Here is a 14,714-nt window from a genome sequence, read left to right on the forward strand (position 1 = left end):
GCAATGCGACCACAGACCAGAATGCTCATTCCCAGATAATCATCCACCTAGCCCTGCGCAAGGGCGATGCCGTTCTGCAGCGCCACGGCCATCTTGTCGGCCTTGGCGCGGAACACGGCGGCGGCATCGGGCACAAACAGCCGGTCGGCCACCATGCCGAACAACACCAGCCAGCGGGCGAAATGGGTCGGCCCCAGCCCCTCGATCATGGCATGGGTCTGCATCGGCCGACCATCATAGCGGGCGGTGGCCAGCATCACCGAGGACCAGAAATCATGCACCTTGCGCAGATGCAGGGCCCAGGCGGCATCATCCTCCCCCACCATGCGCAGAAAGATCGGCCCCAGCACCGGGTCGCGCCGCGCCTCCCCATAAAATTCCACGATCAGAGCGGCGATGCTTTCATCATCAATACGGTCATAGGGCATGGGGCGAGGCCGGCGGCAAAGGGGAACGGGATCGTCTTGCTGCTATATCATCCTGACCGGTCCGTACAGGTGACAAAATCCCCCGGCAGCCCCGTTCAACAGGCGGGGAGGGGTGCTTGGCAGCGGGCCTGATGGCGCCCACATACCGACGGCATGGGTTGGCCGCTGGACCTTGGCCCGATTCCATGACCATGATCTTGGGATGAGGATAAACCCTATCCTCCACCAACGGGGAGTTATCATCGCGCCGTGCGCATCCATCGGCTGCTGATCCTGCTGCTGAGCCTGTCTGTCCTGCTGCTGGTCCCCACCAACAGCGGGGAAGCGACGGCTGCGCCCGTGATCCAGCAGATGATGACCGTCGCCGCCGCTTTTGATCCGGCCGCCCCCCCCGTTCAGGATGATGATGACGCCCTGCTCCTGGCGGCCCTGTCCGCCGCGGCGGAGGCACCAGCCCCCACCCCCTTCAGCGATGATACCGGCAATGACGGCCTGCCGGCGGAACCGGGCCTCAACTGCCCGCTGCGCCGCCGCATCATCGCGCTGACCATTGGCGGCGCCCCGCCGCCCAGCGCCAGCGACCTGACCACCCCCTGGCCCACCGGCCCCCCGACCGTTTGATCCGGCCATCCTGCACCGCCCCCTGGCGGGTGCACGCGACCCGGCACACCCGAAATCCATCCTTGCCAATCCGACGCCGGTCGCAAGTCCGGCAATGGTTTTATTTTGCCTCATTTAAAGTATTGGAAAACTCTTTTCTTTGAAAAATTCTCTTTTTACTGTTGACGACCCTTCATATTCAGCGCATTCATTCCTTCGTCCTGTCATTATTTTGCAGGATCCAACTGCCAAGACTTAAAAGCCCGCCCTGGTTCCCAGGTGCGGGCCTTTTTTTGATCTGAAGCCGACGGCCGGCTGGGTGCCGCCATACCATTGGGGGGCGGTGACAGCACTGCCCCCCCCTTTTGGCTTTATCCTGGCACGGTTACTTGGTGGCAAAGGCAGCCTTCAGTGCGGCGGCCCCCTGGGCAATGGCGGCCTTGGCGGCGGGTGTATTGGCCAACCCGTTCAGCATCACGAAATCATGGATGGTGCCGTTGTAACGGGTGCTCATCACCGAAACGCCGGCCTGGGTCAGCTTGCGGCCATACGCTTCGCCTTCTTCCCGCAGCAGATCATTTTCCGCCACCAGGATGGTGGCCGGGGGCAGGCCGCGCAGCTGTTCCACATCCGCTTTCAGGGGGAAAGCGATGGGGCTGTTGCGCGTGTCGGCCGGGAAGGTGGCATCCAGGAAGTAATGCATGGCCTTTTCCGTCAACCACGGGCCTTCACCGAAGGCCTGGTAGGAGGCATTGGCTGACACATCATCGGTCACCGGATAGAACAGCAACTGATGGCTGATCTTCGGGCCCTTGCGTTCCTTGGCCAGCAGGGTGATGGAAGCGGCCATGTTGCCGCCGGCACTGTCGCCCGCCACGGCCAGCCGGCTGCCATCCAGCCCCAGCGACCGGCCGTGCTGCGCCACATATTCCACGGCGGCATAGGCCTGTTCATTGATGGCGGGGAACTTGAATTCCGGTGCCCTGTCGTAATCGACAAAGACGACGGCGGCATTGGCGGCGGCCGACAATTCGCGGATCAGATGGTCATGGGTGTTGCGATCGCCCATCACCCAGCCACCGCCATGGAAGTACATCACCACCGGCAGGTCACCCTTGGCCCCGGCGGGCCGCACAATACGCACATTCACCTTGCCGGTGGGGCCGGCCGGGAAGCTGGTATCCTGTATCCGGGTGGCGGCACTGGCCAGCTTCTGCGCCTGGGCACCCGCCAGCACGTTACGGGCGTCTTCATAAGACAGGCTGTAGATCGGCTTGCCACCCGACGCCGTGACGGCATCCACGAAGGCCTGGGTGCCGGCTTCCAGCACCGGGGCGGATGCTGCCGCCGGCAGGGTGCTGCCCAACATAGCGGTGGCAGAAAGGGCAATGGCGGCGACGGTGGAACGGAGCGTGTTCATGTGAAATCTCCCTTTGTCTCTGCGGCGCGACGCGGTTTGCGTCGGCTGGTGAGAGATTGATAGTGTCAAATTAGATCGTGCACTATTTATTAAATTGACTTGGAGCCATGCGATAATAAGGTAACGATTATATCGTGCACGATTTATAATGCCCATTTCGCATCGAAGAAGCTGAATGATGCGGTTGCCTTCCCCAGCATGGCTGGCAGGACATCCCCACCCTATCCGTTTCAGCACTTGAATATCAGAACATAACAAGAACATAATGCAGCATGACAAACCGTGCCGACACCATTGCCGCGCTGCGTGCGCGGCTGTCCGTGATGGACCGCATCCGCGCCCCGGCGGGGCAGGAAGCCTTGTCGCTGGGGCTGGCGGCACTGGATGGTGCGCTGGCCGGGGGCGGGCTGGTGCGCGGCGGCCTGCATGAGTTTCTGGGGGAGGCGGCCGATGCCGCCCCGCATGGCTTTGTTGCCAGCCTGCTGGCACGGCTGCCGGCGGCGGCAGGACCGGTGCTGTGGTGCCGCCTGCCCCCGCCCGATGCCCCCGCTGATAAGCCCTATGCGCCGGGGCTGGTCTGTCTGGGGGCCGATCCCGACCGGCTGATCCTGGCCCGCCCCCGTACGCTGGAGGACGCGCTCTGGGTGCTGGAAGAGGCGTTGCGCTGCCCCCGGCTGGGGGCCGTGGTGGGCGATGGCATCGCCCCGCCCCCGGTGGCCGGGCGGCGGCTGCAACTGGCGGCGGAGGAAGGCGGGATGCTGGGACTGCTGATCCTGCCACCCCAGGGTCGCCCGCCGCCTTCCACCGCGCTGACCCGCTGGCGGGTGCGCGCCCTGCCCGACCGGCCGGGCGAGGGGGATTGGGGGCGGCCTTGCTGGCAGGTGGATTTGCTGCGGGCACGCGGCGGCGGCCGGATGGGGGTAGCCGCCGATTCAGGCACATGGAAGGTGGTATGGGATGACGCGGCGTTTCGTCTGCATCTGGTTGAGCCGTTGGCCGACGGACCGGTGGCAGCGGCGGAATAGCCCTGGCGGCACCCATCCCGGCCCGCTGGCCCTGGTGCTGCCCGGCCAGGGTGGCATCCGGCTGCACGCCGTCAATGCCCTGGCCAGTGCCGATGGCCTGTCGGTGGGAATGCTGCTGGCCGATGCCCGCGCCCTCTGCCCCACCCTGGCCGCCCCACCGGCCGACCCGGCGGGCGACCGGGCGGAGCTGGGCCGGCTGGCCCTGTGGGCCCAACGCTATACACCGCAGGCCACCAGCGATGGGGCTGACGGGCTGGTGCTGGATATCACCGGCTGCGCGCACCTTTGGAATGGAGAGGCGGGCTTGCTGGCCGACCTGTCGCAGCGGCTGCGCCGGGCCGGGTTGACCCACCGGCTGGCCCTGACCGACAGCCCCGCCGCCGCCTGGGGCTGGGCCCGCCACCGGCCGGCCGGGGCGGATGAGATTCTGCCCAGTGGGCGTGCCGCGTGGGAGGCACTGCTGGCCCTGCCGCTGGCCGCCCTGCGGCTGGATGCAGAGCTGACCGCCGATCTGGCGCGGGTGGGGCTGCAACGGGTGGCCGACCTGCACCGCTTGCCCCGCGCGCCCCTGACCACCCGCTACGGCACCGCCCCCGCCCGCCGGCTGGACCGGCTGCTGGGGCTGGGGGCGGAACCGGTTGCCCCGCAGGCCCGCCCGCCGCAATGGCAAGCCCGGCTGCCGCTGGCCGAACCGATCTTCACCCGCGACGCCATCGATACCGGGCTGGAACGGCTGCTGCGCGACCTGTGCCAGCAATTGGAGGCGGGTGGACGCGGGGCAAGGCGGCTGGAACTGCTGCTGGTGCGCAGCGATGCCAGCCAGCAGACCCTGGCCCTGGGAACCGGGCAGCCGTTGCGGGATGTTTCGATACTGAAACGATTATTCCGGGAGCGGCTGGATCAGGCAGAGCCTGGTTTTGGTATCGAAATGATGCTGTTGACGGCGACGGTGACGGATCGCTTCACCGCGAGCCAAACAGCCCTGGGCAGCGGCGATGCCTTCGCCCTGACCTTTCTGCTGGATCGGCTGTGCAACCGCCTCGGCCCCGATCGCATCGGCCCGCCCCTGGCGGAGGATGAACATCAGCCGGAACGGGCGATGGGGTTTGCCAGTGGGGGGATGGGGGGACAAAACGCCGCCAGCCCAGTAGCGGAAATCTCGAAAAGCGTTGTCCCTATCTCTACCGTCACCCCGGCGCAGGCCGGGGTCCAGGGGCCACAGGCGCTTTGCTCTATGAATCTGGACCCCGGCCGCAGCATGGGTGACGGTGGGGTGTGCGAAGGGGGCGATGAGAGAAGGGGGCAGGGAGAGATTAACAACACCCCCACCCCCTGGCCCAAAGCCCAGCCGCGTGCCCACACCCCGCGCCCGCGCACTTGGCAGGTGGAGGCCCCCCGCCCCCTGCTGCTGCTGGACCCGCCGGAACCGGTGGAAAAACCTGAAGCCGCCGCCCTGGTCTGGCGAGGGCGGCGGCATGGGGTTGACTGGATGGAAGGGCCGGAGCGCATCCGGCCCGATTGGTGGCGTGCCCGTCCCGGCACCGGGCGGGATTATTTCCGCCTGCAACTGGCCGATGGCCGCCGGCTCTGGCTGTTCCGCACGGCGGAGGAGGTGCCGCGCTGGTTCCTGCACGGGCTGTTCCCATGACCAGCCCCGCCCCCACCTATATTGATCTGGAAGTGACCAGCAATTTCAGCTTCCTGCGCGGGGCCTCCCACCCGGCAGAGCTGGTGCTGGCCGCCGCTGCCCTGGGGCGCAAGGCCATTGGCATTACCGACCATGACAGTCTGGCCGGGGCCGTGCGCATGATGGCGGCGTGTGAACAACAGCGGATGCAGCTGGTGGTGGGGTGCCGGCTGAACCTGGCCGATGCGCCGCCGCTGCTCTGCTACCCCACCGACCGCGCCGCCTATGGACGGTTGACGCGGCTGCTAACCCTGGGCAAACGCCGCATGGGCAAGGGGGAAACCCATCTTTCCCTGGCCGATCTGGCAGCGGCCTGCGAGGGGATGATCCTGGCCGTCCTTGCCCCGCCGGGCCGACCGCTGCCGGCACGGCTGGCCCGGCTGCAGGCCGATCTGGTGCGCTTCCAGGCCCTGCCCGCCGCCGGGCTTTATCTGGCGGTGGCCCCGCTTTACCAGGGGTATGACCGGCCCCGGTTGGTGCGGCTGGGGCAATTGGCCGATGGGCTGGGCATCGGGCTGCTGGCTACCCATGATGTGCGTTACCACAGCCCGGATCGCCAGCGCCTGCATGATGTGCTGACCTGCATCCAGCATGGGCGCAAACTGGCCGATGCCGGGCGCTGCCTGCCGGCCCATGCCGAGCATTATCCCAAAACCGATCAGGCCATGGCCCGGCTGTTCGCCGCCCGGCCCGATGCGCTGGCCGCCACGCTGGAACTGGCCGACCGCTGCCATTTCAGCCTGCGGGAGTTGCGCTATGATTATCCCATCGATCCCGTCCCCGATGGCCGCACCCCGCAGCAGGAATTGGAACGACTGGCCCTGATCGGGGCCGACTGGCGCTACCCGGCGGGCGTGCCGGAAAAGGTGCGACGGCTGCTGGATTATGAATTCAAGCTGATCGCCCAGTTGGACTACGCCCCCTATTTCCTGACCGTGCATGACATTGTGCGCTTTGCCCGGTCGAAAGAAATCCTCTGCCAGGGGCGCGGATCGGCGGCCAATTCCGCTGTTTGCTATTGCCTGGGCATCACCGCCGTCGACCCGGCGGTGAATGAGCTGCTGATCGAACGTTTCATCTCGCCGGACCGTGACGAGCCACCCGATATCGACGTGGATTTCGAGCATGAGCGGCGGGAGGAGGTGATGCAGTATATCTACAATAAATATGGCCGCGACCATGCCGGGCTGGTCGCCACCGTCATCTGCTACCGCTCCCGCATGGCGATCCGGGAGGTGGGCAAGGTGCTGGGCCTGTCCGATGATGTGATCGGCGCGCTGGTGCGGCTGGGCTGGAACTGGCGCGATGTGCAGCCGGACGAAGCGGCACGGCAGGCCGGCCTGGACCCCGCCGACCCCACCCTGGCGCTGTGCATGGAACTGGCGGCGGAACTGCGCGGCTTTCCCCGCCACCTGTCCCAGCATGTCGGCGGCTTCGTCATTGCCCGGTCACGCCTGGATGAACTGGTGCCCATTGAGAATGCCGCCATGGCGGATCGCACCGTGGTGGAATGGGACAAGGATGATGTGGAAACGCTGGGCCTGCTGAAGATCGATGTGCTGGCGCTGGGCATGTTGAGCTGTCTGCGCCGGGGGTTCGAGCTGCTGGCCCAGCGCCAGGGCCGGCCCTTCGGGCTGGCCGATGTGCCGCCGGAAGATGCCAAGACCTATCAGATGATCCAGCGGGCCGACACGATCGGCGTGTTCCAGATTGAAAGCCGGGCGCAGATGTCCATGCTGCCGCGCCTGCGGCCCAATACCTTTTATGATCTGGTGATCGAGGTGGCCATCGTCCGCCCCGGCCCCATCCAGGGCAATATGGTGCATCCCTATCTGCGCCGCCGCCAGGGGCTGGAACCGGTGGAATATCCCAGCCCGGCGCTGAAGGCCGTGCTGGTGCGCACGCTGGGCGTGCCCTTGTTCCAGGAACAGGCGATGCAGATCGCTATTGTCGGGGCCGGTTTCTCCCCCGCCCGCGCCGACCAGTTGCGCCGTTCCATGGCCACCTTCAAGAAGACGGGCGGGGTAGAGGCGTTCCGCGACGAGTTCATCCGCGGCATGATCGCCAATGGCTATCATGCCGATTTCGCCCAACGCTGTTTCAGCCAGATCGAAGGGTTTGGCAATTACGGCTTCCCGGAAAGCCATGCCTGTTCCTTCGCGCATCTGGCCTATGCCTCCTCCTGGCTGAAATGCCATCACCCGGCGATCTTCACCTGCGCCCTGCTGAACAGCCAGCCGATGGGCTTCTACAGCCCGTCCCAACTGGTGCGCGATGCGCGCGACCATGGGGTGGAGGTGCGGCCGGTGGATATCAACCGGTCGGAATGGGATTGCACGCTGGAGGAAGGGCGCGGAGCCCATCCGCCGCTGCGCCTGGGCTTCCGCCAGGTACGCGGCCTGCGGGAAGCCGATGCCCTGGCCATCGCGCAAGGGCGGGGTAGCGGCTATCGCACCATCCGCGATGTCTGGAAACGGGCCGGGTTGCGGGTGTCGGTGCTGGAACGGCTGGCCGATGCCGATGCCTTTGCCAGCCTGGGCCTGGACCGGCGCCAAGCGCTCTGGCAGGTGAAGCGGCTGGGCGACAAGCCGCTGCCTTTGTTCCTGATCGCGGAAGAAGCGGCGCGCTTTGGCGACAACCAGCCCCCCGCCGATCTGGGGGACGAGCCGGAGGTGATTCTACCCCCCATCCCGGTGGGCGAACAGGTCTGGGCCGATTACCGTACCCTGCAACTGACCTTGCGCGCCCATCCGATGCAGTTACTGCGCCCGGCGCTCGCCGGGCTGGGGCTGGTGCGGGCGGAAGACCTGCGCACCCTGCCCGACGGGCGGCGGGTGGAACTGGCGGGGTTGGTGCTGGTGCGCCAGCGGCCGGGCACGGCATCGGGCGTCATCTTCGTGACGCTGGAGGATGAGACGGGCACCGCCAATGCCATCGTCTGGACCAGCATCCAGGAACGCTATCGCCGGCCCCTGATGGCCGCCACCCTGATGGCGATCCGGGGCCGGCTGCAAAAGGAAGGCGAGGTGATCCATCTGGTGGCGGAAAAGCTGACCGACCTGTCCGTCCACCTGCATGGCTTGCGTCAGGTGGGGGAGCCACGGCAGGATGCCGCCCCGCCATCCCCCCTGCCCCCGCCTTTGCCCGATGCCATGGCCGCCAAGGTGTTTGGCGAAGGGCGCAATTTCCATTGATTGAGGAGCAACCCGACCATGGCCTCGCATCTGGGTGCGCTGACCCTGCTGGTCCGCGATTATGACGAGGCCATTGGCTGGTACCGCGACAAGCTGGGCTTCACCCTGCTGGAAGACAGCGATCTGGGCGGCGGCAAGCGCTGGGTGCGCCTGGCCCCGCGCGGCGATAATGCCACCTGCCTGCTGCTGGCCCGCGCGGTGGGGCCCACGCAGGAAGCCGCCATCGGCAACCAGGCCGGCGGCCGGGTTTTTCTGTTCCTGCACAGCGATGATTTCAGCCGCGACCATGCCGCCATGCGGGCCGCCGGGGTGACATTTCTGGAAGAACCAAGGCACGAAGCCTATGGCAGCGTCGCCGTGTTCCAGGATCTCTATGGCAACAAGTGGGATCTGTTGCAGAAACGGTGATCAGAGCAGGCAAAAAAAGGGGCTCACCGCCTCAGCCCTGCCCCGTCAGTCCATGCAGCAGGCCCTTGGGCGTGTCGGTGAACAGGCCTTTGACGCCCCAGCTAAACAGGCGGCGCGCCTCTTCCGCGTCATTCACCGTATAGGCCAGCACCTGGCGGCCGGTGGCGCGGTAGGCGGCGACGGTTACCGCCGTTTCCCGTTTCGCATTGATATTGATGGTGGAGACGTCCAGCCGGTCGGCAATCTCCGCCCAATTGGCCGGTACCTTATCAATCAGGTAACCGCGCGGCCAGTGCGGGGCCACGGTTTTCGCCATTTCCAGCGCTTCCACGGAAAAACTGCTGATCAGCGGTGGCGGCCGGTCGGCCGGCCACATGCCCAGCGCCAGCGACAGGGCGATGCCCGCCGTCTGTTCATCGCGGCCGGGGCAGGGCTTGATTTCCAGGTTCAGGCCCAGATCCAGCAATTGCGCCGCCTGGATCGCCTCCGCCAGGGTCGGCACCTTTTCGCCGCGAAACTCGCGGGAGAACCAGGAACCGGCATCCAGCTTCCGCATTTCGGCGAAATCCATCTGCGCCGCCGGGCCATGGCCGTTGGTGGTGCGGTCCAGATCATCATCATGCAGCAGCACGGGCACGCCGTCCGCCGTCAGCTTCACATCCAGTTCCACCCACAGCGCGCCCTGCAGCGCGGCGGTGCGCATCCCGGAGAGCGTGTTTTCCGGGGCATGGCGGGCAGCCCCGCGATGGCCGATCAACCGGGGGATGGAGAAGGGAGCAGCGGTCATGTCATCCTCACCCAGCCAGGGAAGCGGCGAAGACCGCCTTCACATCATCAAGCGCCACATCGGCGCAGCGGAAGGCCTTGCCGATGCCGCGCGTCAGGATGAAGGTGACGCGGCCATCCTTCACCTTCTTGTCCTTGGCCGTATGGGCCAGCAGCTTTTCCGCCGTCCAGGTGCCACCGCCCAGATGCGCCGCCGTCACCGGCAGGCCGACGGCGGCCAGATGCGCGCGGGCGCGGGCGGCATCTTCGGCCGGGCACAGGCCCATGCGCACCGACAGGTCGAACGCCATCACCATGCCGATGGCAACGGCTTCGCCATGCAGCAGGGCGTCGCCATAACCGGCCTCCGCCTCCAGCGCATGGCCGAACGTGTGGCCCAGGTTCAGCAGTTCGCGCAGGCCCGATTCCTTTTCGTCCTGCGCCACGATGGCGGCCTTGGCCAAGCAGGACACGCGGATGGCCTCTGCCAGCAGGGCGGGATCACCGCCCACGATGGCTTGGCCCTGCTCTTCCAGCCATTGGAAGAAGCCGGGATTATCGATCAGCCCGTATTTCACCACCTCGGCATAGCCGGCCAGCACCTCGCGTTTGGGCAGGGTGGCCAGCGTGTCGGTATCGGCCAGCACCAGACGCGGCTGGTGGAAGGCGCCGATCAGGTTCTTGCCATGGCGGCTGTTGATGCCGGTCTTGCCGCCCACAGAACTGTCAACCTGACTCAGCAGGGTGGTCGGCACCTGGATGAAATCCAGCCCGCGGAGCGCGATGGCGGCGGCGAAACCGCCCAGATCACCCACCACGCCGCCGCCCAGCGCCACCAGCACCGTCTTGCGCTCAATCCCGCGCGACAGCAGCGCGTCCATCACCTCGCCCAGGCGGGACATTTCCTTGGATGCCTCCCCCGCCGGCACCACCACCGGTTCCAGCACCCGGGCGCCGCTGGCAGCCAGGGAGGCCAATAGCGGCGACAGGTGCCGTTCGGCCACATGGCTGTCGGTCAGCACCACCAGCGGCCGGCCCGGCACCACCGCCTGGATCAGCGCCCCGGCATCGGCCAGCAGGCCGGCACCGATATGGATGTCATAGGCGCGGTCATCCAAGGCGACGGGAACGATGCAGCGGTTGGTGCTGGGGTGCGACATGGAAGGGCACTTTCCGGGCAGGGGAGTGTAATATTCTTATAGAGTGAGATTAGGCATCCGGGGCGGTGATGGGAAGTCCATCGGCTGCAACCCCGTCCCCCAGCGCCAGATGGGTGCGCAAGGCGGCCAGCACCCGTTCGGTGGTCTGGTCGGGCGGGCTGTCATCGCTATCCACGGTCAGGTCGGCTTCGGCATAGACGGGGTAGCGGATTTCCATCAGCCGGCCCAGAACCTCCCGTGGTTCGCCCTGGCGCAGCAGCGGCCGATGGTCGCGCCGGGCCGTGCGCTGGACCAGCAGGTCCAGGTCGGCGCGCAGCCAGACCGACAGCCCATGGTCGCGGATCATGGCACGGGTCTGCGCATCCATGAAGGCACCGCCGCCGGTGGACAGCACCTGGACCGGCGGCTGTTCCAGCAGCCGGGCGATGACGCGGCGTTCCCCGTCGCGGAACCCCGCCTCCCCGAACCGGTCGAATATTTCCTGGATGGTGCAGCCGGCGGCCCGTTCGATCTCTTGATCGGCATCCACGAAGGGCAGGCCCAGCCGGGCGGCCAGCCGCTTGCCGATGCTGGTCTTGCCGGCCCCCATCAGGCCGATCAGCACGATGGTCTTGGGAATGGCGGGGCCGGAGCTTTTGGCGGACATGGGCTTTCTGATCCAATGAAGGCGGCCGGAATGTGGCAGCGTTGCCAGCCCCGGCACCGGGCGGTATGGTGGCGGGGTTGGCTTGGCCGGTGTCGGCGGTTTCCATAGCATGGGCCGACCGCCATCCGCATCCCCCAAGGCCGGGGGGCCGGCCCCGCCCCTGTGGCGGGGGCCCGGCAACCGGCCCGATCGGCCCCCGTTACGACGCGCCGGGGGCGGGGTCGTTCCTTTTCCGTGGCGCGCCTGGAACCGGTTGTTCATGAGCAAGCTGTTGTCGATCCTGCTGTTGCTGGTCCTGGTTACGGGGGTGGGTGGTTTCGCCTTCCTGGCCACCTGGGACATGCCGGCACCCTCGCAGCCGGTGGAACGGGTGATACCGAATGACCGGTTCGGCTGATCGCCGCAGGGCGCCGGTGCGGGCGCTGCTGCTGGCCGGGGTGGCGCTGGGCCTGCTGGCCGGTCCTGCCCTGGCGCAATCGGGGGCGCCTGTGCCCCTGTTCCCCCAGTCCCGGCCGGCCGATCCGCTGCCGGCATCGGTCACCCCCTCGCCCGACCGCCCCTCGCCCGATCCGCTGGCGGCCCCTGTCACCGACGGGGTCGGGCGCAGCGCACTGCCAATGGACACTCCCCCGGTGGACGGGGCGGGCGGCGATGCCCCCAGCCCCCGCGCCCCCAGCGGCATGATTGTGGAGGAGTTGAAGGCCCCCGACCCGGATGGGGTTGGCACCCTGCGCGCCAATGAAGGCGGCTTCCCCGCCGATCTGTGGGCTGGCACCTCCCGGATGGAGGCCGAAGCGCTGCTGGCGGGCATCCCGGCCGGCCTGACCTCCCCCGCGCTGCGCGATGGCACCCGCCGGCTGCTGTTGAGCGTGGCAGACCTGCCCGCCGGGGAACCGGCGGCGCGCAGTCTGGTCGCCCTGCGGGTGGAAGCCTTGACCCGTATTGGTGATCTGTCCGGGGCCGACGCCCTGCTGGACATGACCAACGAACCGCTGAAGGACGAAGCGACGGCCACGGCCTGGATGGAATTGACCTGGCTGGCCGGCGACCGCGAACGGGCCTGCGCCCGTGTCGGCGAATTTCTCGGCCGGTTCAACCATGCTTCCTGGCAGAAGTGGCAGATGGTCTGCCAGATCGGTGCCGGCAATACCGACATGGCCCTGCTGGGCATCGATATCCTGCGCGAACAGGGCGACAAGGACGATATTTTCTTCCGCCTGACCGAAACGGCCGCCGCCGGGCAGAAAACCCCGGTGAAGGGGGTGACGGAACCCAGCCCGGCGCAACTAGCGCTGATGCTGGCATCCGGTCGCCTGCCCCCGCCGGATCTGAAGGTGGCCGCTGTTGGTCCCCTGGCGGCTCTGGCGCGGGCCGAGCAAATCCCGCTCGTGCAGCGGGTGGGGTTTGCGGAACGCGCTGCCGTGCTGGGCGGCATGGAGGCCGCGGCCCTGGCCGCCTTTTATGAACAGGTGGAAGGCGGTGATGCCAAGGCCATGACGGCGGCCGCCGCCCGCAAGGCCACCCCTTTGTTCCGCGCCCAACTGGTGAAGGCGCTGCGCGCCGAACCGACCCCTGCCGCCAAGGCCGGCCTGTTCAAGGCCGCCATGCTGGCCGGCAGCACCAGCCAGCAGGCGGGTACCTATGGCCGGCTGCTGCTGGAACAGACGGCGGATTTCCGCCTGACGGTGGGGTTTGCCGTGGTGGCCCCGCTGGTGGCCCGGCTGGCCCTGCTGCAGGATGATCCCAAGGCGGCGGCCCCCTGGATCACCCTGGCCCGCGATGACTACAACGCCAACAAGGATGAAGGGGCCTTTGCCCGGCTCTGGCCGCTGGCCGCCGCCTATGGGCTGGTGCGGGAGGTGGAGATCGACAAGACCCGCTGGCTGCGCGATCTGGGCGGCAATGCTGCGCGCGATCAGGCCGATCAGGTGCTGTTGATCCTGTCGGCCCTGGAACGCACGCCAGATCCGCTTCCCCCCTTCGCCGATGGCAGCCCGGTGGGTGGCAAATCCAAGGCGGCGGTCTGGCTGGATGCGGTGGCGCTGCTGGGGCCGGAAGGGGTGGCGGGTGCGGCGGCGACGGATATTGCTGAGATTGTCGCCAATCTCAACCGTGCCGGCTTGAAGGATCAGGCCCGCCGCATCGCGGTGGAGGCCATGGCCACTCTGCTGCGTCCGGTCGGCTGAGCCATGGCGACAACGGGGGAAAAACCGGCCGGGGCCAAGGCACGCCCCGGCCGCCCGCGCAAGGCGCCGGCCCCGCTGCCGCCCTGGGTGGATGGGTTTCTCGACATGATCGTGGCGGAACGGGCCGCCTCCGCCAATACGCGTGATGCCTATCGCCGCGATCTGGGCGATGTCGCCGCCTTCCTGGCCGCCCATGCCCGCCCGGCGCTGGACCGGGCCAGCAGCGATGATCTGCGGGCCTATCTGGACCATCTGGCCGCCGATCAGGTGAAGGCAAAATCATCCGTGCGCACGGTGGCGCGGCGGCTGTCGGCCCTGCGGCAATATTATAAGTTCCTGGTGTCGGAAGGGGTGCGGGCAGAAGACCCGGCCTCTGTGCTGGACACCCCACGCCAGGGCCGGCCGCTGCCCAAGATATTGGGGGAGGCGGATGTGGTGGCCCTGCTGGCCGCCGCCGCCCGCCGGGGCGCGCCGGAGGGGCGGCGGCTGAATGCCCTGCTGGAAATCCTCTATGCCACCGGCCTGCGCGTGTCCGAACTGGTGGGGTTGCCGGTGGCGGCGTTGATGCGCGATGGCCGCGCCCTGGTGGTGCGCGGCAAAGGGGGCAAGGAACGGCTGGTGCCGCTTTCCGTGCCGGCACGCGAGGCGTTGACGGCCTATCTGCCCGACCGGCCCTATTTCATGACACCGGGGCGAGAGAGCAAGCAGCAGCATTACCTGTTCCCCTCCCGCGCGGCGGCGGGGGTGCTGACCCGCCAGCGTTTCGGCCAGTTGCTGAAGGAACTGGCGATGGAGGCGGGACTGCCCCCGTCCAAGGTCAGCCCGCATGTGCTGCGCCATTGCTTTGCCACTCATCTGCTGGACCATGGGGCGGATTTGCGCTCGGTGCAGAAGATGCTGGGCCATGCCGATATCGGCACCACCCAGATTTACACCCATGTGGTGGGCGAACGGCTGAAACAGACGGTGGAACGCCACCACCCGCTGGCGCGCGGTGTGCCGAAGAAAGGGTAGGGGGCAACGGCCCTTTTTCGTTCCGCGCTTGTGTAGATTGACCCGCCTGTCACTTCCCTGCCTCCCCCGCGCAATCGGGGAAGGCCTCTCACTTAACCGTCATTCCCGCCTTCGCGGGAATGACGGTGGGGAAATGGTAAGAGTTCGAAAAGCACGATAACTTTTCAGGCAGACAATGAGC

13 protein-coding genes are annotated in these 14,714 nt (G+C 67.3%); 8 read left to right on the top strand and 5 right to left on the bottom strand.

Features of this window, described 5'->3' with window-relative positions; all coding sequences use genetic code 11:
* Positions 1–47 precede the first annotated feature (47 nt).
* Positions 48–428 carry a group III truncated hemoglobin gene (locus GE253_RS03565; protein WP_153202705.1) on the bottom strand — a complete coding sequence of 127 codons (381 nt, stop codon included), beginning with the start codon at positions 426–428 and terminating at the stop codon, positions 48–50.
* Positions 429–677: 249 nt separating this feature from the next.
* Between GE253_RS03565 and GE253_RS03570 the strand changes: the two genes are divergently transcribed.
* Positions 678–1,049: a hypothetical protein gene (locus GE253_RS03570; protein ID WP_153202706.1), complete on the top strand. Its 372-nt coding sequence runs from the start codon at positions 678–680 to the stop codon at positions 1,047–1,049.
* Positions 1,050–1,413: 364 nt separating this feature from the next.
* Here GE253_RS03570 and GE253_RS03575 read toward each other — a convergent pair whose 3' ends face one another.
* Complete coding sequence (locus tag GE253_RS03575; RefSeq protein WP_153202707.1) at positions 1,414–2,448, bottom strand: alpha/beta hydrolase; 1,035 nt, start codon at positions 2,446–2,448, stop codon at positions 1,414–1,416.
* A gap of 272 nt (positions 2,449–2,720) precedes the next feature.
* On the opposite strand from GE253_RS03575, the gene GE253_RS03580 reads away from it, so the two are divergent.
* From GE253_RS03580 to GE253_RS03595, 4 genes are read left to right on the top strand one after another with little or no spacing between them, the layout of a single operon-like run.
* A complete protein-coding gene (locus tag GE253_RS03580; protein WP_153202708.1) occupies positions 2,721–3,473 on the top strand; it encodes a damage-inducible mutagenesis protein in 753 nt (250 codons plus the stop codon).
* Entirely contained in the window at positions 3,406–5,121 is a 1,716-nt protein-coding gene (locus tag GE253_RS03585) for a DNA polymerase Y family protein (protein ID WP_153202709.1), read from the top strand. Before GE253_RS03580 ends, GE253_RS03585 begins: the two co-directional genes overlap by 68 nt.
* Positions 5,118–8,354, top strand: a complete 3,237-nt coding sequence (locus GE253_RS03590; protein WP_153202710.1) for an error-prone DNA polymerase — start codon at positions 5,118–5,120, stop codon at positions 8,352–8,354. Before GE253_RS03585 ends, GE253_RS03590 begins: the two co-directional genes overlap by 4 nt.
* An 18-nt stretch (positions 8,355–8,372) precedes the next feature.
* Positions 8,373–8,762: a VOC family protein gene (locus GE253_RS03595; protein WP_153202711.1), complete on the top strand. Its 390-nt coding sequence runs from the start codon at positions 8,373–8,375 to the stop codon at positions 8,760–8,762.
* Positions 8,763–8,793: 31 nt separating this feature from the next.
* On the opposite strand, the gene ugpQ is transcribed toward GE253_RS03595, so the two are convergent.
* Genes ugpQ through GE253_RS03610 form a run of 3 tightly spaced genes read right to left on the bottom strand, consistent with a single transcriptional unit; the run spans position 8,794 to position 11,333 of the window.
* A complete protein-coding gene (ugpQ, locus tag GE253_RS03600; RefSeq protein ID WP_153202712.1) occupies positions 8,794–9,549 on the bottom strand; it encodes a glycerophosphodiester phosphodiesterase in 756 nt (251 codons plus the stop codon).
* Between the two features lie 7 nt (positions 9,550–9,556).
* Positions 9,557–10,687, bottom strand: coding sequence for a 3-dehydroquinate synthase (aroB, locus tag GE253_RS03605; protein WP_153202713.1), 1,131 nt, complete (start codon positions 10,685–10,687; stop codon positions 9,557–9,559).
* 49 nt (positions 10,688–10,736) lie between these two features.
* On the bottom strand, positions 10,737–11,333 hold the full coding sequence (locus tag GE253_RS03610) for a shikimate kinase (protein ID WP_153202714.1): 597 nt from the start codon (positions 11,331–11,333) through the stop codon (positions 10,737–10,739).
* A 259-nt stretch (positions 11,334–11,592) separates the two neighbouring features.
* On the opposite strand from GE253_RS03610, the gene GE253_RS25765 reads away from it, so the two are divergent.
* The 3 genes from GE253_RS25765 to GE253_RS03620 are packed head-to-tail and all read left to right on the top strand — an operon-like array spanning position 11,593 to position 14,533.
* Positions 11,593–11,730, top strand: coding sequence for a hypothetical protein (locus GE253_RS25765; protein WP_173012469.1), 138 nt, complete (start codon positions 11,593–11,595; stop codon positions 11,728–11,730).
* Entirely contained in the window at positions 11,714–13,519 is a 1,806-nt protein-coding gene (locus GE253_RS03615) for a hypothetical protein (protein WP_153202715.1), read from the top strand. The genes GE253_RS25765 and GE253_RS03615 overlap by 17 nt, the downstream gene beginning before the upstream one ends.
* Before the next feature lie 3 nt (positions 13,520–13,522).
* Positions 13,523–14,533, top strand: coding sequence for a site-specific tyrosine recombinase XerD (locus GE253_RS03620; protein WP_153202716.1), 1,011 nt, complete (start codon positions 13,523–13,525; stop codon positions 14,531–14,533).
* The last annotated feature ends 181 nt before the right edge of the window (positions 14,534–14,714 follow it).

Origin of the sequence: Niveispirillum sp. SYP-B3756 (assembly GCF_009495745.1) — a bacterium.
Classification (GTDB): Bacteria; Pseudomonadota; Alphaproteobacteria; order Azospirillales; family Azospirillaceae; genus Niveispirillum.